The sequence below is a fragment of the Frigoribacterium sp. Leaf415 genome, assembly GCF_001424645.1.
GTDB lineage: Bacteria > Actinomycetota > Actinomycetes > Actinomycetales > Microbacteriaceae > Frigoribacterium.
In genome coordinates this window covers 1,920,652-1,941,698 of the sequence record NZ_LMQR01000001.1, presented here as the reverse complement: position 1 = coordinate 1,941,698, position 21,047 = coordinate 1,920,652, and the positions used below count along the sequence as shown (strand labels likewise).

17 protein-coding genes and 1 tRNA gene are annotated in these 21,047 nt (G+C 70.9%); 16 read left to right on the top strand and 2 right to left on the bottom strand.

The annotated features are described in order from the left end of the window. Positions 1 to 19 precede the first annotated feature (19 nt). Complete coding sequence (locus tag ASG28_RS08930; RefSeq protein ID WP_055974208.1) at positions 20 to 514, bottom strand: MarR family winged helix-turn-helix transcriptional regulator; 495 nt, start codon at positions 512 to 514, stop codon at positions 20 to 22. 126 nt (positions 515 to 640) lie between these two features. On the opposite strand from ASG28_RS08930, the gene ASG28_RS08925 reads away from it, so the two are divergent. The 4 genes from ASG28_RS08925 (at position 641) to ASG28_RS08910 (ending at position 3,869) form a co-directional block, all read left to right on the top strand. Beyond that, positions 641 to 712 (top strand) — tRNA-Gln (locus ASG28_RS08925). A 94-nt stretch (positions 713 to 806) separates the two neighbouring features. After that, positions 807 to 1,295: a DUF4126 family protein gene (locus tag ASG28_RS08920; RefSeq protein ID WP_055974206.1), complete on the top strand. Its 489-nt coding sequence runs from the start codon at positions 807 to 809 to the stop codon at positions 1,293 to 1,295. A gap of 121 nt (positions 1,296 to 1,416) precedes the next feature. After that, positions 1,417 to 2,850, top strand: coding sequence for a bifunctional UDP-N-acetylglucosamine diphosphorylase/glucosamine-1-phosphate N-acetyltransferase GlmU (glmU, locus tag ASG28_RS08915; RefSeq protein ID WP_055974203.1), 1,434 nt, complete (start codon positions 1,417 to 1,419; stop codon positions 2,848 to 2,850). 41 nt (positions 2,851 to 2,891) lie between these two features. Beyond that, positions 2,892 to 3,869, top strand: coding sequence for a ribose-phosphate diphosphokinase (locus ASG28_RS08910; RefSeq protein WP_055974200.1), 978 nt, complete (start codon positions 2,892 to 2,894; stop codon positions 3,867 to 3,869). A 996-nt stretch (positions 3,870 to 4,865) separates the two neighbouring features. Here ASG28_RS08910 and gndA read toward each other — a convergent pair. Then, the gene (gene gndA / locus ASG28_RS08905) at positions 4,866 to 6,269 is read right to left on the bottom strand and encodes an NADP-dependent phosphogluconate dehydrogenase (RefSeq protein WP_055977347.1); all 1,404 of its coding nucleotides are present in this window, start codon (positions 6,267 to 6,269) and stop codon (positions 4,866 to 4,868) included. Between the two features lie 201 nt (positions 6,270 to 6,470). Between gndA and ASG28_RS08900 the strand changes: the two genes are divergently transcribed. The 12 genes from ASG28_RS08900 to ASG28_RS08845 all read left to right on the top strand — a co-directional run bounded on the left by ASG28_RS08900 (position 6,471) and on the right by ASG28_RS08845 (position 21,017). Further along, the gene (locus ASG28_RS08900; RefSeq protein ID WP_235477731.1) at positions 6,471 to 7,013 is read left to right on the top strand and encodes a gluconokinase; all 543 of its coding nucleotides are present in this window, start codon (positions 6,471 to 6,473) and stop codon (positions 7,011 to 7,013) included. 276 nt (positions 7,014 to 7,289) lie between these two features. Further along, positions 7,290 to 7,925 carry a 50S ribosomal protein L25/general stress protein Ctc gene (locus tag ASG28_RS08895; RefSeq protein ID WP_055974197.1) on the top strand — a complete coding sequence of 212 codons (636 nt, stop codon included), beginning with the start codon at positions 7,290 to 7,292 and terminating at the stop codon, positions 7,923 to 7,925. Positions 7,926 to 7,985: 60 nt separating this feature from the next. Next, positions 7,986 to 8,576: an aminoacyl-tRNA hydrolase gene (pth, locus tag ASG28_RS08890; RefSeq protein ID WP_043597796.1), complete on the top strand. Its 591-nt coding sequence runs from the start codon at positions 7,986 to 7,988 to the stop codon at positions 8,574 to 8,576. Positions 8,577 to 8,673: 97 nt separating this feature from the next. Continuing rightward, positions 8,674 to 12,285 carry a transcription-repair coupling factor gene (gene mfd / locus ASG28_RS08885; RefSeq protein ID WP_055977342.1) on the top strand — a complete coding sequence of 1,204 codons (3,612 nt, stop codon included), beginning with the start codon at positions 8,674 to 8,676 and terminating at the stop codon, positions 12,283 to 12,285. A gap of 2 nt (positions 12,286 to 12,287) precedes the next feature. After that, entirely contained in the window at positions 12,288 to 13,181 is an 894-nt protein-coding gene (locus ASG28_RS08880) for a MazG nucleotide pyrophosphohydrolase domain-containing protein (RefSeq protein ID WP_055974194.1), read from the top strand. Between the two features lie 307 nt (positions 13,182 to 13,488). Further along, complete coding sequence (locus tag ASG28_RS08875) at positions 13,489 to 14,070, top strand: TetR family transcriptional regulator (RefSeq protein WP_055974192.1); 582 nt, start codon at positions 13,489 to 13,491, stop codon at positions 14,068 to 14,070. Between the two features lie 253 nt (positions 14,071 to 14,323). After that, on the top strand, positions 14,324 to 15,565 hold the full coding sequence (gene hisS, locus ASG28_RS08870; protein ID WP_055974189.1) for a histidine--tRNA ligase: 1,242 nt from the start codon (positions 14,324 to 14,326) through the stop codon (positions 15,563 to 15,565). A 122-nt stretch (positions 15,566 to 15,687) separates the two neighbouring features. Then, positions 15,688 to 16,968: a phosphopyruvate hydratase gene (eno, locus tag ASG28_RS08865; RefSeq protein ID WP_055974185.1), complete on the top strand. Its 1,281-nt coding sequence runs from the start codon at positions 15,688 to 15,690 to the stop codon at positions 16,966 to 16,968. 85 nt (positions 16,969 to 17,053) lie between these two features. Next, positions 17,054 to 17,611, top strand: a complete 558-nt coding sequence (locus ASG28_RS08860) for an FtsB family cell division protein (protein WP_055974182.1) — start codon at positions 17,054 to 17,056, stop codon at positions 17,609 to 17,611. Further along, positions 17,608 to 18,165: a DUF501 domain-containing protein gene (locus tag ASG28_RS08855; RefSeq protein ID WP_055974178.1), complete on the top strand. Its 558-nt coding sequence runs from the start codon at positions 17,608 to 17,610 to the stop codon at positions 18,163 to 18,165. The genes ASG28_RS08860 and ASG28_RS08855 overlap by 4 nt, the downstream gene beginning before the upstream one ends. 5 nt (positions 18,166 to 18,170) lie before the next feature. Further along, positions 18,171 to 19,418: a S8 family serine peptidase gene (locus tag ASG28_RS08850; protein ID WP_055974175.1), complete on the top strand. Its 1,248-nt coding sequence runs from the start codon at positions 18,171 to 18,173 to the stop codon at positions 19,416 to 19,418. A 39-nt stretch (positions 19,419 to 19,457) separates the two neighbouring features. Beyond that, on the top strand, positions 19,458 to 21,017 hold the full coding sequence (locus tag ASG28_RS08845; RefSeq protein ID WP_055974172.1) for an NAD(P)/FAD-dependent oxidoreductase: 1,560 nt from the start codon (positions 19,458 to 19,460) through the stop codon (positions 21,015 to 21,017). Positions 21,018 to 21,047: the final 30 nt, after the last annotated feature.

The window sequence follows — 21,047 nt, the reverse complement described above, 5'->3', positions numbered from 1 at the left end:
CCCGGGCGCAGCGGGCGGTTCAGCCGCCGAGCGTCAGGCTCAGCGTGCGCAACAGCTCGGTCAGCCGCCGGCGGTCGTCGTCGCTGAGATCGCTGAGCAGGGCGTCCTCGGCCGTCACGAGTCGTTCGATCGCGGCGTCGACGGCGCGACGCCCCTCGGTCGTCATCGTGACCAGGATGCCCCGGCCGTCGTTCGGGTCGGTGCGGCGTTCGACCAGGCCCCGCGCGACGAGCCGGTCGATGCGGTTGGTCATCGCACCGCTCGAGACGAGAGTCTGTTGCAGCAGCGTCTTGGGGCTCAGCTGGTAGGGATCGCCGGCACGGCGCAGGGCCGACAGCACGTCGAACTCCCACGACTCGAGGTCGCTGGCGTGGAAGGCCTCGCGTCGTGCCCGGTCGAGGTGCTTCGACAGACGACCCACGCGCGAGAGCACGTGGAGCGGCGCGAAGTCGAGGTCGGGTCGCTCGTGGCGCCACGCCTCGACGATCCGGTCGACCTCGTCCTGCTCGGGCATCCGCCCATCATGCCCGAGGCCGTCCTCGGACGCGGGAGGCGCGGTGCGGCCCGGCGGGCGGGTCACCCCTCGCGGTCACCCCGGTCGAGTCGCGGTCTGGCAGAATGGTCCGGCGCGCACGCGCGGTCCGCCATGGTGTAACGGCAGCACGACAGCCTTTGGAGCTGTTAGGTCTAGGTTCGAATCCTGGTGGCGGAGCCCCGAGCGTCGCAGGTCGCGGTCGGCTCGTCGGTCCCGTCCCGCTCCCGATCGTGGGCGCCCCGGCGTCCGCCTGACGACGAGGACCCCCGTCATGTCGAAGACCCGCTCCGTGCCGCCCCTCCTCCGTGCCGCCCTGCTCGGCGTCCTCAGCGGATCGCGCTCGGCGACGCCGCTCGCCGTCCTCGCCCTGAACCACGATGCCCAGGAGGCGCGGGGCCGGTGGAAGCGCTGGCGCCTGTTCCGCTCGCCGATCGGTCGTGGTGTCCTGGTGGCCGCCGGCGTCGGCGAACTGGTCGGCGACAAGCTGCCGGCCACGCCGAGCCGGGTCGGTGCCGGGCCGCTGTTCGGACGGGCGGTCTCCGGCGCCGTCGCGGGCATCGCGATGGCCGGCACCGGCCGCCGGGGCACCCCTGTGGAGGCAGCCCTTGCCGGAGCGTTCGGCGCCCTCGTCGGCAGCTGGCTCTTCTACCGGGCACGGAAGGCCGTCGTCGAGAAGACCGGCGTGCCCGACGTCGTCGTCGCCCTCGTCGAGGACGCCGTCGCGATCTCGGGCTCGGTCGCCGTCGTCCGGTCGCGCTGACTCCTCCCCACCCCGTCGCGCCGACGGCCGCGTCCCCACGCCGGGCGGGTGACCCGCGGCCGCGTCGCCTCCCGTGGGAGGATCGGCGGTGATCACGCGCCACCCCTCACCAAGGAGCACCATGCCCGAACGCCAGCTCGCCGTCGTCGTCCTCGCCGCAGGGCAGGGCACCCGCATGAAGTCCTCGACCCCGAAGGTCCTGCACCGCCTGGCCGGGCTGCCGTTGATCCAGCACGTGCTCGAGAGCGCCGGCGCCCTCCAGCCCGACCACCTCGTCGCCGTGGTGCGGCACGAGCGTGACCTCGTCGTCGCGAGCGTGCTCGACACCGCCCCGCACGCCCTCGTGGTCGATCAAGACGAGGTGCCCGGCACCGGTCGTGCCGTCGAACAAGCGGTGGAGGCGCTGCCCGCCGAGTTCACCGGCGACGTCGTGGTCGTCAGCGCCGACGTGCCCTTCCTCGACCACGCGACGCTCACGGCCCTGCTCGACCAGCACCGTGCCGCCTCCGCCTCGGCGACGCTGCTGAGCGCCGTGCTGCCCGACGCCACCGGCTACGGGCGGGTCGTCCGTCGTGACTCGGGCGACGTCGACCGCATCGTCGAGCACAAGGACGCCACCGACGACGAGCGTGCCGTGCGCGAGATCAACTCGGGCACCTACGTCTTCACGGTCGCCGCCCTGCGCACCCACCTGCCCCGCATCGGGTCGGCCAACGCGCAGAACGAGAAGTACGTCACCGACATGGTCGGCCTGCTCACCGGCGCCGGAGAGGTCGTCGCGGCCCGCGCGATCGACGAGACGTGGCGCCTCGAGGGCATCAACGACCGTGTGCAGCTGGCCGCCGCGGCCCGTCGCCTGAACGACCGCATCGTCGAGCACTGGCAACGCGAGGGCGTCTCGATCGTCGACCCGCAGACCACCTGGATCGATCGCGACGTCTCCCTCAGCCCCGACGTCGAGCTGCTGCCCGGCACCCAGCTCCGCGGCGCGACGTACATCGCCCCGGGCGCGGTCGTCGGCCCCGACACGACCCTCGTCGACACCGAGGTGGGCGAGGGGGCGACGGTCAAGCGCACCGACGCGACCCTTGCGGTCATCGGTGCCCGCGCCTCCGTGGGTCCGTTCGCGTACCTGAGGCCCAACACCCTGCTCTCGGCCGACGGCAAGATCGGCACGTTCGTCGAGACCAAGAACGTGCAGATCGGCGCCGGGTCCAAGGTGCCCCACCTCAGCTACGTGGGCGACACCGAGGTGGGCGAGGGGTCGAACATCGGTGCCGGCACCATCACGGCCAACTACGACGGGGTGAACAAGCACCGCACCGAGGTCGGGTCGCACGTCCGCACCGGGTCGCACAACGTCTTCGTCGCCCCCGTTAGGATTGGCGACGGAGCGTACACAGGCGCCGGAACGATCGTCCGCAAAGACGTGCCGGCCGGTGCCCTGGCCTTGAGCATCGCTCCACAGCGCAATGCGAGCGGATGGGTCGAGGCGAACCGCCCCGGCTCGGCGGCTGCCGAGGCCGCCGCTCGTGCCGAACGAACGACCGACTGAACCCGGTCGGGTTGGCCCCTCGGGGCCGGAGAGCGAGTGACGTGTCCGGAATCAAGATCACCGGCGAGAATCGACTCGTTCTGATCTCGGGGCGTGCGCACCCCGAACTGGCCAACCAGATCGCCGCCGAGCTCGGCAGCGAGCTGATCCCGACCGACGCCCGCACCTTCGCGAACGGCGAGCTCTACGCCCGCTTCGACGAGAGCGTCCGCGGCTCGGACGCCTTCGTCATCCAGTCGCACTCGGCGCCGATCAACGAGTGGCTGATGGAACAGCTGATCATGGTCGACGCGCTGAAGCGCGCCTCGGCCAAGCGCATCACCGTCGTGGCGCCGTTCTACCCGTACGCCCGGCAAGACAAGAAGGGCCGTGGGCGCGAGCCGATCTCGGCCCGGCTCGTCGCCGACCTCTTCAAGGCGGCAGGCGCGCACCGCATCATGAGCGTCGACCTGCACGCGCCGCAGATCCAGGGCTTCTTCGACGGCCCGGTCGACCACCTCTTCGCCATGCCCGTGCTGCTCGAGCACTTCCGCGCCAAGCTCGACAACACCACGCTGACCGTGGTCTCGCCCGACATGGGGCGCGTCCGCGTCGCCGACATCTGGAGCGAGAAGCTCGACGCCCCCCTCGCGATCATCCACAAGCGTCGTGACCCGCTGGTGCCGAACCAGGTCACCGTCCACGAGATCGTCGGCGACGTCTCGGGTCGCGTGTGCCTGCTGGTCGACGACCTGATCGACACCGGTCGCACCATCGTCAAGGCCGCCGAGGCGCTCAAGGCCGCCGGCGCGATCGGCGTCGTGGTCGCCGCGACCCACGCGGTCTTCAGCGACCCCGCCCCCGAGATCCTCAACAGCGAGTTCATCGACTCGGTCGTCGTCACCGACACCCTGCCGCTCACCGAGCACCAGAAGTTCGACAAGCTCGAGATCCTGCCCATCGCCCCGCTGATCGCCCGGGCCATCCACGAGGTCTTCGACAACGGCTCGGTCACCTCGATGTTCGACGGCGCCGCCTAGCCCCACCCCGCCCGTCGCTGTTCCGGCCGCCCCGCCGTCCGGAGCCGCCGCCTAGCCCCATCCCGCCCGTCGCTGTTCCGGTCGCCCCGACGTCCGGCGCCGCCGCCTAGTCCCATCCCGCCCGTCACTGTTCCTGTCGCCTCGACGTCCGGTGCCGCCGCCTGACCGCGCCCGCTTCCGGCCGCCCCGCCCAGCCCGGTCTCCCACCCCAGTGACCCCACTTATCCCGGCCCGGCTCAGCCCGGCCCGGCCCGCTCGTCTGCGGTCGGTAACTCCGGAGTTCGGCTGCGCCGCGCCTCCTGCGGGTCGTTCCGGTGGTCGTTTGCCCGAGTTGTCGACGTGGGCGGGGTGGTGTGGGGGCTGCGGGGTTCGAGCCGGGCCGTCCCGTCGCCGTGGCGGCCCGGCCCGGTTTGCGATGTTGCTCTGTCGTGGTCGGTAACTCGGGAGTTCGGCTGCGCCGCGCCTCCTGCGGGCTGTTCGGGCGGTCGTTCTCCTGCGTTGTCGACGTGGGCGGGGTGGCATGGGGGCTGCGAGGCGTGAGCCGGGCCGTCCCGTCGCAGTGGCTGCCCGGCTCGGTTTGCGATGTCGCCCTGTCGTGATCCGTAACTCCGGAGTCCGGCTGCGCCGCGCCTCCTGCGGGCCGTTCCGGTGGTCGTTCTCCTGCGTTGTCGACGTGGGCGGGGTGGTGTGGGGGCTGCGGGTTTCGAGCCGGGCCGTCCCGTCGCCCTGGTGCCTCGGCTCGGCTCGGTTTGCGATGTCGCCCCGTCGTGGTCGGCAACTCCTGAGTTCGGCTGCGCGGCGCCTCCTGCGGGTCGTTTCGGTGGTCGTTCTCCTGAGTTGCCGTCGCGGGCGGGGCGGCGTCGGGAAGCCCCGAGGCCCGCTGCGGCGGAACGACGAACGGGCGTGCCCGCCGACGCCGGCCGCCGCAGCGGCATCGCATCGACGGGCACGCCCGTCAGAACGCAGGAGGCGCGGTGAGCGCCCCCGGGGCACCCGTCAGTGGGTCGACGGCTCCGTCTCGATCTCGGACCGGTCGCCCGACCAGAGGGTGTGGAACGTGCCCTCTTCGTCGACGCGCTGGTAGGTGTGCGCCCCGAAGAAGTCGCGCTGCCCCTGGATGAGCGAGGCGGGCAGGCGTTCCGACGCGAGCGAGTCGTAGTACGACAGGGCCGAGGCGAACCCGGGTACGGGGATGCCCGAGAGGGCGGCCTTGGCGACGATGCGGCGCCAGGCGTCCTCGCCGTCGCGGACGGCCGCGGCGAAGTAGTCGTCCTCGAGCAGGGTCGCGATCGACGCGTCCTTCTCGTAGGCGTCGACGATGCGGTTGAGGAACTGTGCGCGGATGATGCAGCCACCGCGCCAGATCTTGGCGATGGCGCCCTTGTCGATGTCCCAGTCGTACTCGTCGGCACCGGCGATGATGGCGTCGAAGCCCTGGGCGTAGGCGACGATCTTCGAGGCGTAGAGCGCCTTCTGCACGTCGTCCTCGAAGCCGTCGCCGGCTTCCTGGATCGTGGGTCGTCCCTGCAGGGTCTTCTGCACGGCCGAGCGCTGTGCGGGTTTCGACGACACGGCGCGGGCGAAGACGGCCTCGGCGATTCCGCCGACCGGCACGCCCAACCCGACGCTGTTCTGCACGGTCCAGACGCCCGTGCCCTTCGAGCCGGCCTGGTCGACGATGGAGTCGACGAGCGGGCCGCCCGTCTTGGCGTCCGTCTGGCGGAGCACCTCGGCGGTGATCTCGATCAGGTACGACTCGAGCTCGCCCTTGTTCCACTCCTCGAAGACCGAGGCGATGGCGGCGGGCTCGTGGCCGCCGACCCGGCGCAGCAGGTCGTACGACTCGGCGATGAGCTGCATGTCGGCGTACTCGATGCCGTTGTGGATCATCTTGACGAAGTGGCCCGCGCCGTCGGCTCCGACGTGCGTGACGCAGGGTTCGCCCTCGGCCACCGCCGCGATCGACGCCAGGATCGGACCGAGTGTCTCGTAGGCCTCCTTCGAGCCACCGGGCATGATCGACGGACCCTTCAAGGCGCCCTCCTCGCCGCCCGAGATGCCGGCGCCCACGAAGTTGAGTCCGCGCTCCTTGAGGGCGGCCTCACGTCGGCGGGTGTCCTGGAAGTTCGCGTTGCCGCCGTCGACGATGATGTCGCCCTCGTCGAACACGTCGGCGAGCTGGTCGATGACGGCGTCGGTGCCGCGACCGGCCTGCACCATGATGATCGCGGTGCGCGGCTTCTGCAGTGAGGCCGCGAAGTCCTCTATCGACTTCGAGGGGATGAACCCCGCGTCGCCGTGCTCGTCCATCAGGGTGTCGGTGCGCTCGGGGGAGCGGTTGTAGACGGCGACCGTGTTGCCCTCGCGGCTGGCGAGGTTGCGCGCCAGGTTCGAGCCCATGACGGCCAGGCCGACGACTCCGATGTTCGCCTGGGCGGTGGACTGCGCTGCTGCTCCGTGTTCGGTCACGGTGCCTCCTTCTCGGTCGGTGGTGCCCGCAGACTATGCCTCGACGCCGAGCGTCCGACAGGCACCGTCCGTACCCCTCGGCGGCGGCTCACCTAGGGTTGACGCAACCGTTTCCCCGATCGAAGGCCGTCCGTGACCGACCAGCCCCACCCCGTGCCCGTCCCGCCCGTCGTCGTGATGGGGGTGTCCGGTTCGGGCAAGTCGACCGTGGGCGAGTTGCTGGCCGACAGCCTCGGCGTGCCGTTCGTCGACGCCGACGACCTGCACCCCGAGGCCAACCGGCTCAAGATGGCCGAGGGGCACCCGCTCGACGACGACGACCGGTGGCCGTGGCTCCACATCGTCGCCGAGCGCATCGCCGCCGCGGGCGACGACTCGGTGGTCGTGGCCTGCTCGTCGTTGAAGAAGGCGTACCGCGACGTCCTGCGCGAAGGCGACCCGCGCCTCCGGTTCGTCCACCTGACCGGCGTGCGCGACCTCGTCGCGCGTCGCCAGCGCGAGCGCAAGGGGCACTTCATGCCGCCCGGGCTGATGGAGTCGCAGTTCGCCACCCTCGAGCCGTTGGCCGACGACGAGGCGGGTTTCGAGGTCGACGTGCGTCCCGGCCCCGACGACGTCGTGGCGGCCGTCGTGGCCCATCTCGAGGCCGTGCGACGCGGCGAGCTCGAGCACTGACCGGGCGCCCTCGGGGGCGGACGAACCGAGGAGGCGCGGGTTGGCGACACGCCCGGCCGACGTGTAACCTTGGCAGCTGAACCTCGGCGAGGGGTGCTCCGGCACCCGTGATCGACGCGGTAGGCAGGCGCTCGGTGCTCAGGCACCACTCGTGCAGCGGTGATCGTCCCTCGGGCGGCGCCCCTCGGGTTGCGGGTCCTTCCTCACGCGATGCGCGTTCGAGTTGACACCGACCACACACCCCCGGGCCGTTCGCGGCCCCTGCAAGGAGACGACATGTCCGACCAGAACAACCTCAGCGCCCTCGTGCGCACCAGCTTCGGCAAGGGCGCGGCCCGCAAGATCCGCGCGAAGGACCAGATCCCCGCGGTCATCTACGGCCACGGCACCGACCCCCAGCACGTCACGCTGCCCGGTCACGAGACCATGCTGATCACGCGTCGCGCCAACGCCGTCATCACGCTCGACATCGAGGGCACGAACCAGCTGGCCCTCGTCAAGGACATCCAGCGCGACCCGGTCAAGCAGACCATCGAGCACATCGACCTCATCGTCGTCCGCCAGGGCGAGAAGGTCACCGTCCAGGTCCCCGTGCACGTCGAGGGCGAGTCGGCTCCCGGCACGATCCACGTCGTCGAGCTCAACGTCGTCGAGCTCGAGGTCGAGGCCACCCACATCCCGCAGAACGTGGTCGTCTCGATCGAGGGCCTCGAAGAGGGCGCCCAGGTCTCGGCTGCCGACCTCGTGCTGCCCAAGGGCGCGACCCTGGTCAGCGAGCCCGAGACCCTCGTGCTCGCCGTCTCGGTGCCCCAGCTCGACCTGACGACCGACGCGGTCTCCGACGAGGACGGCGAGGCCGCCGAGGCCGAGGGCGACGTCGACTCCATCGAGGACGAAGAGCGCTCCGAGTAACACGGCACACCCCGAACACCCTGCCGGCGCAGACCCACTGAGAGAACGACGACCACGACGATGGCACTCGACGACCAGTGGCTCGTGGTCGGGCTCGGAAACCCCGGGCCCGGCTACGCCGGCAACAGGCACAACGTCGGGCAGATGGTGCTGGCCGAACTGGCCGACCGTCTGTCCGCCGGCTTCAAGAACCACCGCACGAACGCGACGGTCGCCGAGGGGCGCACCGCCCCCGGCGGCCCTCGCTTCGTGCTGGCCAAGCCCGCGACCTACATGAACGTCTCGGGCGGGCCGACGCAGGCCCTCCTGCGGTACTACGACCTCGACGTGTCGCGGCTGATCGTCGTCCACGACGAGCTCGACATCGACTTCGACGTCGTCCGGCTGAAGCACGGTGGTGGCCACGGCGGCCACAACGGCATCCGCGACATCATCGCCGCCACCGGCTCGAACGAGTTCACCCGGGTGCGGGTCGGCATCGGCCGTCCCCCCGGCCGGCAACCCGCCGCCGACTTCGTCCTCAAGGACTTCTCGTCCACCGAGCGCAAAGAGCTGCCGTTCCTGATCGGTGACGCGGCCGACGCCGTCGAGATGATCGCGACCGACGGTCTCACGGCAGCCCAGCTGAAGTTCCACACCGCGAAGAGCTGACCGGCTCGCCGGATTCCGGCTGCCCCCGGCCCTGTCCCGGTGTCGCCGTCAGCGAACCCCGGCCGCGGTGTCGGTGGTGCCGCGTAACATCGTGCGGGTGATACTCGCGGGCTTGATCCAGGCGCTCTCGCGCGCCTCCACGTTCTCCGCGGCCCTCGACCGGGCCGCTCGCAGCACCGACTTCTCGGTCGTCGACGGCCTCCGCGTCCCGTTGCTCGCGGGCTTGCTCGACCGTCGCGAGGGCCCGCAGGCGATGCTGGTCGTCACCGCCACGGGCCGCGAGTCCGAGGCGGTCCGGGGGTCGCTCGACAGTTACCTGCCCGAGGCCGAGATCATCGAGTTCCCCGCGTGGGAGACCCTGCCGCACGAACGCCTCAGCCCCAGCGCCGAGACGGTCGGCAAGCGCATCCACGCCCTGCGACGCCTCGCCATCTGGCAGCGCGAGGCGGCCGAGGCGCCCGGCTCCGTGCGGCCGATCGTCGTCGTCGCCGGCGTGCGCGCGGCTCTCCAGCCGCTCAGCGACAACCTCGTCGAGCTCGACCCCGTGCGGCTCACCGTCGGCGAACGCGGACACGACCTCTCGGGCATCGCCGTCCATCTCGTCGACCTGGCGTACGCCCGGGTCGACATGGTCACCCGCCGGGGCGAGTTCGCCGTCCGTGGCGGCATCCTCGACGTCTTCCCGCCCACGGCCGAGCACCCCGTCCGCGTCGACTTCTTCGGTGACGAGGTCGACCAGATCCGTCGCTTCTCGGTGGCCGACCAGCGCAGCCTCGACGGCGAGGTCTCGTCGGTCGAGCTGCCTCCGAGCCGCGAGATGCTGCTGACCGAGCCCGTCCGTCAACGCGCCCGCGAGATGCAGCACGAGTTCCCGAGCCTCTCCCAGATGCTCGCCAAGATCGCCGAGGGCATCCCGGTCGAGGGCATGGAGAGCCTGGCGCCCGCGCTCGTGCACCGGCTGGTGCCGGTGACGCACTACCTGCCGGCCGGCGCCTCCGTCGTCGTCCTCTCGCCCGAGCGGGTGGTGTCGCGCGCGCAGAGTCTGGCCGACACCAACCGCGAGTTCCTGTCGGCCGCCTGGAACGCCGCGACCGCGGGTGCCGAGGCGCCGATCGACCTCGACTCGGGCGACTTCCTCAGCCTCCGCGACCTGCGTGAGGCGGCCGGCGACAGGTCCTGGTTCACGATGAGCGGCTTCGACTCGGGCGAGGTCCTGTCCGACGACGAGGCCGTCGCGTCGGCCGGCGACTACGTGCGGGTCGACGCCGCCGTCGTGCCGAGCTTCAGCGGCCACGCCGAGGGAGCCCTCGAGCACGTCGTCGAGCGCGTGCGCGACGGCTGGTCCGTCGTCGTCACGGCCCGCGGCACAGGGCTCGTCGAGCGTGCCCGCGACGTGCTCGCCGAGCGCGAGGTCGCCGCACGCCTCGAGGAGAGCCTGCCCGAGACCCTCGAACCCGGCGTCGTGCACCTGGTGGCCGGTGGGGTCGAGGCCGGCTTCGAACTGATGGAGTCCAAGATCGCCGTCCTCGGCGAGTCCGACTTCTACGGCCGTTCGGCGAACTACGACTCGCGTCAGGTCAAGAAGCTCGCGACCCGACGCAAGAACGTCGTCGACCCCCTGCAGCTCAAGCCGGGCGACGTCGTCGTGCACTCGACCCACGGCATCGGCAAGTTCCTCGAACTCACCAGTCGCGAGGTGTCGAGCGGCGGGAAGAACGCCGTCAAGCACTCCCGCGAGTACCTCGTGCTCGAGTACGCACCGTCGAAGCGCGGCTATCCCGGCGACAAGCTGTACGTCCCGACCGATCAGCTCGACCTGCTCAGCCGCTACGTGGGTGGCGAGGCCCCGTCGCTCAGCAAGATGGGTGGCGGCGACTGGGCGGCCGCCAAGGGCAAGGCTCGCAAGGCCGTCCGCGACATCGCCGTCGAGCTCGTCAAGCTGTACTCGGCCCGCATGGCGAGCAAGGGGCACGCGTTCCCGCCCGACACCCCCTGGCAGCGCGAGCTCGAAGAGGCTTTCCCGTTCGCCGAGACGCCCGACCAGCTGACGACCATCGACGAGATCAAGGCCGACATGGAGCGCCCGATCCCGATGGACCGCCTGCTCTCGGGCGACGTGGGTTACGGCAAGACCGAGGTCGCCGTCCGAGCCGCGTTCAAGGCCATCCAAGACGGCAAACAGGTCGTGATGCTCGTGCCGACGACCCTGCTCGTGAAGCAGCACTTCGACACGTTCAGCGACCGCTTCGCCGGGTTCCCCGTGCACCTCCGCAGCCTCAGCCGGTTCCAGACCGCGAAAGAGTCGAAAGAGACGATCGCCGGACTCGGCGACGGCACGGTCGACATGGTCATCGGCACGCACCGGCTGCTCAGCGAGAGCATCTCGTACAAGGACGTGGGCCTCGTCATCATCGACGAAGAGCAGCGTTTCGGCGTCGAGCACAAGGACGCCCTCAAGAAGCTGAAGACGAACGTCGACATCCTGGCCATGTCGGCGACCCCGATCCCGCGGTCGCTCGAGATGGCCGTGACGGGCATCCGCGAGATGTCGACCCTGGCCACCCCGCCAGAGGACCGCCACCCGATCCTCACCTTCGTCGGCCCCGAGAGCGACCGACAGAAGGCCGCGGCGATCCGGCGCGAGCTGCTGCGCGAGGGGCAGGTGTTCTACGTGCACAACCGTGTGTCGAGCATCAACCGCATCGCGGCCCAGATCGCCGAGCTGGTGCCCGAGGCCCGCGTCGCCGTCGCCCACGGTCAGATGGCCGAGTCGACGCTCGAGCAGGTCATGGTCGACTTCTGGGAGCGCAAGTTCGACGTCCTCGTCTCGACCACCATCATCGAGACCGGCCTCGACATCGCCAACGCCAACACGTTGATCATCGACCGGGCCGACAAGTACGGCCTCAGCCAGTTGCACCAGCTGCGCGGTCGAGTCGGCCGAGGCCGGGAGCGCGGCTACGCGTACTTCCTCTACGACGCCGACAAGCCGCTCAGCGAGACCGCGCAAGACCGGCTCGAGACGATCGCCGCCAACAACGAGCTCGGTGCGGGCATGCAGGTCGCCCTGAAAGACCTCGAGATCCGCGGGGCCGGCAACCTGCTCGGCGGCGAGCAGTCCGGGCACATCGCCGGTGTCGGCTTCGACCTCTATCTGCGCATGATCGGTGAGGCCGTCAGCTCGTTCCGCGGTGACGTCGCCGAGGGGCAGACCGAGCTGCGGCTCGAACTGCCGGTCGACGCCCACGTGCCCGAAGAGTACGTCGAGAGCGAGCGACTGCGCCTCGAGGCCTACCAGAAGCTCTCGACGGCGAGCTCGCCCACCTCGACCGACGACCAGATCGACTCGGTGCTCGACGAGCTCACCGACCGCTACGGCGAGCCCCCGGCACCCGTGCTCGCGCTGATCGAGGTCTCGCGCCTGCGCCGCGCGGCCCAGAAGGCCGGGCTCAGCGAGGTGGTCGTCATGGGCAGCAACCTGCGCGTCGCCGGCATCGACCTGCCCGACAGCATGCAGGTCCGGCTGCAGCGCATGTACCCGGGTGCACGGTGGTTCGCGCAGGCGAACGCCGTCAGCGTGCCCCTGCCGCGCGCTCACGGGCAGGCGCCGAGCGACGACGAGCTGATCGTCTGGGTCGAGCAGCTGCTGTCGGCGATCTACTCCGCCCCGGTCGCCCGTCCGGCGACCGACACGGCCGCGGCGAACTGACCGTGTCGACCGGGCGGGCGGGCGGCACCCCGGACGAGGAGGCGCGAGGCGGTCTCGAGCCCAGGGCAGGTGCCCGGCTCGACGAGCTCGTCGGCGTGGTCGACGCCCTCCTCGCCGACGAGGGCGGGTGCGCCTGGAACAGGTCGCAGACCCCTCGATCCCTCGTGACCTACCTCGTCGAGGAGACCTACGAACTCGTCGAGGCGATCGAGGACGGCACCGTCGACGACCTCCGGGAAGAGCTCGGGGACGTGCTCTACCAGGTGGTCTTGCACAGCGCTCTGGCTGCGCGCGCCTCCTCGGAGTCGTTCGAGCTCGCCGACGTCGTCCGCGACGTCGCCGAGAAGACCGTGCGGCGTCATCCCCACGTGTTCGGGGCCGACCGGGCCGACGGCGTCGACGACATCGTCCGTCTCTGGTCGGCGGCGAAGGCCGTCGAGAAGTCGCAGCGGACGAGTGCCTACGACGGTGTCCCGGTCGGGCAGCCGGCTCTCGCCCGGGCCCAGAAGCTCGACGCGCGTCGGGCTTCCGCGGGCATGGCACGGCCCGCGTCGGATGATGCGCCGACCTCGACGTCGGGCACGGACGACTCCGTCGCCCGAGCCGGGTCGATCGAGCTCGCCTGGGGCAGGGCGCTGCTCGCACGGGTCGATGAAGCCACCGATCGCGGCATCGACGCCGAGCGTGCCCTTCGGGCGGCCGTGCGCGAACGCGAGACGCTGCTTCGGCGGGATGAGGCGGGACCGGGCGAGGCAGGACCGGCCGAGGCGGGACCGGCCGAGGCGGGACCGGCAGACGCGGGACCGGCCGAAGTGGGACGGGCAGAGAACGGATCGTCCGAACGGGGGGCATCTGCGAACGCCCCGGTCGAGCAGGTGCCCCCTCAACCCGAATGAGGGGGCACCTCGGCGTCGCCTGCTCAACCCGAATGAGCGGCGAGGCCGGCGCTCGTCCACCAGCGGATCGGCCCGAGGGGCAGCGACCCGGCGGAGACCGAGTGGTGTCATCAATGTAGAGGATGAGTGATGACATGTCAAAAGACGACATGTCGGTCCGTAGTCGTCCGGGTTCGGGGCGTCCGGAGGGGCAGTGAGGCCGTCGGCCGACCGACCGGTCGGCCACGGCAGACGTCTGTTATGGTCCACTACGACGACGGCGACCGCGCAGGGCGAGTACGACTCGTCGGCACGAAGGAGCGGCACCATGCCTCGCAAGCCTGATCCCACCCGCAAGCCCGAACTCCTCGGTCAGATCCTCGAGCACCTCCGGGGTCGCTCTCTCGCCACCGTGTCGTTCCGCACCTTGGCCGAAGCCCTCGGGGTCAGCACGTACGTCTTCGTCTACCACTTCGGCAACCGGGCGGAGCTCGTCGCCGAGATCGTCCGTGCCGTCGTCGCCCGCAACGACGCATTGCTCGCGGTCGCGGTCTCCGAGCTCGATCGTGATGCGTTCGGCAAGCACCTGGCGAAGGTCTGGCACGACGTCTCCACCGAGCGGGGGCGCGACCTGCATCGCCTCGAGCTCGAGGCGGCCCTGCTCGAGACCGTGGCGGGCGAGGCCGAGGGCACCGCCCGCGGGGCGGTCGGTCGGTGGGTCGACCACGTCGCCGACTGGCTCTCGGCGAACGCGGTCGCGCCGGCCGAGGCCAAGGTCGCGGCGCGGGTCTTCGTCGATGCGCTCTTCGGTCTGCAGTACGACGCCATCGTCTCGGGTGACGGACGTCGAGCCTCCGCGGCGTACAAGCAGGCGGTCGAGACCCTGGTCTCGCGCGTCCCTCAGCGCTGACCCTGCTCGGCGCAGGTCTCGAGGGGTAGGGGCCTGGTGGTCTCGGCGGGGTGTCCGGTGGATCGAAGCCGGGCCGAGCGCATGGCGCCCGACCCGGCCCGGGCCCTCACCGCAGGGAAGGGAGGGCCTCGAGGTGTGACCGACACGCAACCCGATTCGCGCCGACCACCCGAGAAAACCATAACGTAGAATGTGACATGCCTGCAAGTCGGCACCGACGTCGGGGGTTCGACGACTCTGGGATGATGTCCTCATGCCGACCCCCGTCAACCCGCCGCGCGGCATGCGCGACCACCTGCCCGCCGACAAGAGGCGCCGCGAGGGCGTCCTCTCGGTCATCCGGGGCGTCTATCGCTCCTACGGCTTCGACGAGATCGAGACGCCCGTCGTCGAGGAGAGCTCGCGCCTCCATTCGGGTCTGGGGGGCGACAACGAGAAGCAGGTCTTCGCCGTGCTCAGGCGGGGCCTCGACCTCGACGACCTGCGGTCGGCCGAGAGCGTGCTCGGACTCGCCGATCTGGGGCTCCGTTTCGACCTCACGGTGCCGCTCGCACGCTTCTACGCGTCGCACCGAGCCGAGCTGCCGACGGTCTTCCGCTCGGTGCAGATCGCCCCGGTCTGGCGGGCCGAGCGTCCGCAGAAGGGGCGCTACCGCCAGTTCGTCCAGTGCGACATCGACGTCCTGGGCGAGGCCGGGCCGCTGGCCGAGATCGAACTGATCCAGGCCACGACCGCCGTGCTCGACGCCCTCGGTCTCACCGGGACGACGATCCGCGTGAACGACCGCCGCATCCTGCTGGCGATGCTCGCGCACTGGGACGTGCCCGAGGCGCTCACCGACCAGGCGCTGATCGTCGTCGACAAGCTCGACAAGATCGGTGTCGACGGCGTCGTGGCCGAACTCGTCGACCTCGGCGTCACCACTCCCGGTCTCGGCGAGGCGCTCACCCAGCTGGCCGACGCGTCCTGGGCCACCGGCGAGGCCGACGACGCTCCGTGGCTCGACCGCGCGGCCTTCGCCGACCTGGTCGCGTTGCGCGAGGCGCTGCCGGGATCGACCCTCGAGTTCGATCCGACCCTGGTCCGTGGCATGGGCTACTACACGGGGACGATCTTCGAGATCGCCCACCCCGACGTGCCCTACTCGCTCGGCGGCGGCGGTCGCTACGACGGCATGATCGGCCGCTTCCTCGGCAGCGACGTGCCCGCAGCCGGTTTCTCGCTGGGGTTCGAACGCCTCGTCGACCTGGTGACCCTCGAGGCCGACGGCGACGAGGGTCTCGCGCTGGTCTACGACAAGAAGGTCGAACCGGTCGAGTTGCTCGCCCTGCAGCGCGCGCTGCTGGCGGGTGGCGAGCGACGCATCCGCCTCGAGAAGAAGGCCAAGAACTTCACCAACCAGCTCGACGGCCTGGCGGCGGCGGGGTTCGGCCGGTTCGTGACCGTGCGCGGGGGCGAGTCTGTCGCCGACCTCGAGGTCCGCACGATCGGCTGACCGCCTCCGACGTCTCCTCGCCCCGAACCAGGGCTCCTCGCCACGAACCAGGGCAGGAGGCGCGGCTAAGCTGGGCCGCGGACCTCGCGTCCCCAGACGAACGACTACTAAGGAGCTCTCCAGTGGCAGCAATCGACGCCGTAGGCGCCCGCGAAATCCTCGACTCGCGGGGCAACCCCACCGTCGAGGTCGAGGTCTTGCTCGAGGACGGCACGGTGTCGCGTGCGGCCGTCCCCTCGGGTGCATCGACCGGGGCCTTCGAGGCCTACGAGCTGCGTGACGGCGACAAGAGCCGTTACCTCGGCAAGGGTGTGCTCAAGGCCGTCGCCGCCGTCATCGACGAGATCGGCCCCGAGGTCGAGGGTCTCGACGCCACCGACCAGCGCCTGATCGACCAGGCCATGATCGAGCTCGACGGCACCGACAACAAGAAGCGCCTCGGCGCGAACGCCATCCTCGGCGTCTCGCTGGCCGTGGCCCGTGCGGCGGCCGACTCGGCCGACCTGCCCCTGTTCCGCTACCTCGGCGGGCCGAACGCGCACACGCTGCCCGTCCCCATGCTCAACGTGATCAACGGCGGTTCGCACGCCGACAGCAACGTCGACATCCAGGAGTTCATGATCCTGCCGGTCGGCGCGTCCTCGTTCGCCGAGGCGCTGCAGTGGGGCGCCGAGACGTACCACGCCCTCAAGAGCGAGCTCAAGGCCAAGGGCCTCTCGACCGGTCTGGGCGACGAGGGCGGCTTCGCGCCGAACCTCGACAGCAACCGTGCCGCGCTCGACCTGCTCGTCGAGGCGATCACCAAGGCCGGCTTCACCCCCGGCAAAGACCTCGCCCTGGGCCTCGACGTGGCCTCGAGCGAGTTCTACGCCGACGGCAGCTACACCTTCGAGGGCGAGAAGCGCGACTCGGCCTTCCTCGCGAACTACTACGCCGATCTCGTCGCGTCGTACCCCCTCGTCACCATCGAGGACCCGCTCGACGAAGACGACTGGGAGGGCTGGGCCCACCTCACGAGCGAGATCGGCTCGAAGACGCAGATCGTCGGCGACGACCTGTTCGTCACGAACCCCGAGCGCCTCGCCAGGGGCATCAAGGCCGGCGCCGCCAACTCGATCCTCGTCAAGGTCAACCAGATCGGCACGCTGACCGAATCGCTCGACGCCGTGGCGCTCGCCCAGCGCAGCGGCTACACGACCGTTCTCTCGCACCGTTCGGGTGAGACCGAGGACACCACGATCGCCGACCTCGCCGTCGCGACCGATGCAGGCCAGATCAAGACCGGCGCACCCGCCCGCAGCGAGCGCGTCGCGAAGTACAACCAGCTCCTCCGCATCGAAGAAGAGCTCGGCGACGCCGCGGTCTACGCCGGGTACAGCGCTTTCCCGCGCTTCTCCGCCTGACGCGACCCGCGCCTCCTCGGGGCCCGTCCTGCTCGCGCGGGGCGGGCCTCCGTCGTTCCCCAGAGACGTCGTTTAGGCTCGTCGCATGCCCCGTGAGACCGCGAACCGCCGTGTGCCGGTGACCCTGCCGACCGGCGAGACGCCGACGGGCCACTGGCTGCGCTCCATCCGGTTCTCGGGGTTCAGTGTGCTCATGCTGGTCATCCTCGTCATGTTCGTCGTCATCCTCGCCCCCTCGTTGCGCACCCTGATCCAGCAGCAGCAGCAGATCGCGGCCCTGCAGGACGACGTCCAGCAGCAAGAGCAGTCCGTCGACGAGTTGAAGGACGACGTCGCGCGGTGGAGCGATCCGGCCTACATCGAGGCGCAGGCGCGCGACCGCCTGCTCTACGTCTACCCCGGTGAGTACAGCTACCTCGTGATGGGCGACGACGCGGCTCAGACCCCCGGCACGGCTCCGGGCACCGGCACGACGATCAGCGATTCGCTGCAGACGCCCCAGGTCGACTGGGTGGCGGCCATGACGGCCTCGGTGCTCGACGCCGGCCTGAGCGACGAACCCGCGACCGAACTCGTCGCCCCCGACATCAGCGGCAGCCAGGTGCCCGCCCCGACCTCCGAGCAGACAGGTGGCACGCCGTGACCACGCCCCCCTTCGACCCCGTGACCGACCATGACGTCCGCGTCGTGACGGCCCAGCTCGGGCGCCCCGCGCGCGACGTGATCGGCATCGCTGCGCGCTGCGTCTGCGGTGCACCCACCGTCGTGGCGACGAGACCACGTCTGACCGACGGCACGCCCTTCCCGACGCTCTACTACCTGTGCCACCCCGGTGCCACGGCCGCCGTGTCGACCCTCGAGGCCAACGGGGTGATGGCCGAGTTCACCGACCTCCTCGAGTCCGACCCCGAGTTGCGCGGTCGGTACCAGGCCGCACACGAGGCCTACCTGGCCGACCGCGAGGGCATCGAGCACGTCGACGAGATCGACCACGTCACGGCGGGCGGCATGCCCGAGCGGATCAAGTGCCTGCACGCCCTCGTCGGCCACTCGTTGGCCGCCGGGCCGGGCGTCAACCCGTTCGGCGACCTCGCCCTCGAGCGGGCGTCGTGGAGTCCCGACGTGTGCCGGTGCCCCGACTTCCTGGCCGACGACCAGCCGTCCGTCGCCGCGCCCGCGATCGGCGGGGGAGCCTGACGCACGTGCGCCGTTCCGGGGGGTTCGTGGTGGCGATCGTGCTGGGTGCCCTGGTGGCGGTCGTCGTGCCGGCGTCGGCCGCGTCGGCCGATCAGGTGCGGGACGCCGAGTACTGGCTCGCCGACTACGGCATCCAGCGGGCATGGCAGACCACGCGTGGTGCGGGGACGACCGTGGCCGTCATCGACACCGGCGTCGATTCGTCGGTGCGTGAACTCCAGGGCGCCGTCGTCGGCGGCACCGATGTCTCGGGCCTCGGCTCGCCCGACGGCCAGACGCCGGTGGGCGAGGACCCCAACCACGGCACGCTGGTCGGGTCGATGGTCGCGGGCCGTGGCACCGGGTCCGGCGACGGCGTGATCGGTGTCGCGCCCGAGGCCGACCTGCTCTCGGTGTCGGTGGGCTTCGGCTCGACGGCCGTGGACTCCGACGACCAGATCGCCCGAGCCGTGCGCTGGGCGGTCGACGCCGGGGCGGACGTCATCAACATGTCCCTGACCCGCAACACGCTCGACTGGCCGACCAGTTGGGACGACGCCTTCCTCTACGCGATGCAGCACGACGTCGTCGTCGTCGCCGCGGCCGGCAACCGCGGCAGCGGGACGACCGAGGTGGGTGCGCCGGCGACGATGCCGGGCGTCCTGACCGTAGCCGGGGTGGACCGGCAAGGGACGGCGAGCTTCGACGCGTCGAGTCAGGGCATCACCATCGGCGTCGCCGCCCCCAGCGAAGACCTGGTGGGTGTCGGTCCCGGCGACGTCCACTACAGCTGGAGCGGCACGAGCGGGGCCACACCCCTCGTCGCGGGCATCGTCGCACTCGTGCGCAGCGCCCACCCCGAGCTCGACGCCGACGACGTCATCAATCGTGTCGTGGCGACGGCCACCCCGAAGGGCACCACGGCGCCCGACCCCCTGTACGGCTACGGGCTCGTCGACGCCGCGGCGGCCGTCACCGCCTCGGTGCCGACGGTCGCCGAGAACCCGATGGGCGATCTGGCCGAGTGGATCCGCGTGCACCGGCGGGCGGACGTGCCGGCGCCGTCGGCGCAGGCGACGAACCCGGCCGTCGAGGCCCCCGTGCCGACGCCGGTGACCGATCCGGGCCAGCCGTTGGCGGTCCTGCTGCCCACCGTCGAGACCATGAGGTCGACGGGCATTCCCCTGATCGTCTTCACGGTGTTCGGCGGAGCGGCCGTCCTCGTGGCCGTGGGCGCGGTACGCCAGTTCAGGCGTGCGCGGCGGTCGGGGTAAGGTCGTCTGCGACACCCCCACCTCAAGGAGACATTCGCCGTGCCCAAAATCCTGATCGTCGGCGGCGGCTACGCCGGTTTCTACACTGCCTGGAAGCTCGAGAAGTGGCTGCGTGCGGGTGAGGCCGAGGTCACGATCGTCGACCCGCTGCCCTACATGACGTACCAGCCCTTCCTGCCCGAGGTGGCCGCCGGGTCGATCGAGCCCCGCCACGCGGTGGTCGCCCTCCGACGCCACCTCAAGAAGACCGACGTCGTCACGGCCAAGGTCACCGGCGTGGACCACGCCTCCAGGACCGCCACCATCACGCCCGAGGTGGGCGACGCCTGGACGATGCAGTACGACCAGATCGTCATGACGGCCGGTGCCGTGTCCCGCACCTTCCCGATCCCCGGCGTCGCCGACGAGGCCATCGGCCTCAAGACCATCGAAGAGGCCGCCGCGATCCGCGACAAGGTGCTCACGAACTTCCAGAAGGCGGCGAACCTGCCGGCCGGTCCCGAGCGCGACCGCCTGCTCACGGTCGTCGTCGTCGGCGGTGGCTTCGCCGGCATCGAGGTCTTCGCCGAACTGCGCAGCTTCGCCAGCGACCTGCTCAAGAACTACCCCGACCTCACCATCGACGACACGCACTTCCACCTCGTCGAGGCGATGGGCCGCATCATGCCCGAGGTGTCGCTCGAGACGAGCCACTGGGTGCTCAAGAACCTCGCCGAGCGCGCCGCCACGGTCCACCTCGACACGCAGCTGCAGTCGGCGGTCGGCGGCAAGATCGAACTCTCCACCGGTGAGTCGTTCGAGTCCGACCTCATCGTCTGGACGGCCGGCGTCATGGCCAACCCGATGGTCCGCAGCACCGACTTCCCGCTCGAGCAGCGCGGACGCATCACCGTCAAGGCCGACCTGCGCATCGTCGACGGCGAGACCGTCGTCCCCGACGCCTGGGCCTGTGGCGACGTCGCCGCCACCCCCGACCTCACCGGGAAGGGCGTGGGCGGGTTCTGCGTCCCGAACGCCCAGCACGCCGTCCGCATGGGCAAGCGCCTCGCGAAGAACATCGTCGCGTCGCTCCGCGGCGAGGGGCTCGTCGACTACAAGCACGAGAACCTCGGTGCCGTGGCCGGCCTCGGTCTGAACGTCGGAGTCTTCCAGAGCGGCAAGTTCGCCATGAAGGGCTTCCCGGCCTGGGCCGCCCACCGCGGCTACCACGGCATGGCCATGCCCTCGTTCGAGCGCAAGTTCCGCGTCGTGGGCGGCTGGTGGAACAACTTCTGGTTGGGACGCGACATCGTCTCGCTCGACAACCGTGAGCGTCCCCGAGCGGCCTTCGAAGAGTTCGCCTCGCGTCCCAAGCCGGCCGTCGAGACGCCCGCCGAGGCCGCCGCTCCCGCATCCGTCGGTGCCGGCCAGCCCGCCGGTGAGGCCGGTCCCGCGTACGCGAACCCGGTCGAGGACGACGGCACGGCGAAGAAGGGCACTGCCGAAGGGGGCGAGGCTGCCGCGAAGGCTCCTCGCAAGGCTCCCGCCCGCAAGCCCGCCGCCAAGAAGACGCCCGCCGGCGAGACCGCGGCGACCGACGGGGTGTCCGCCTCCGAGTGACCCTCGAGCACGTCCGAGACGCCCGCCCGC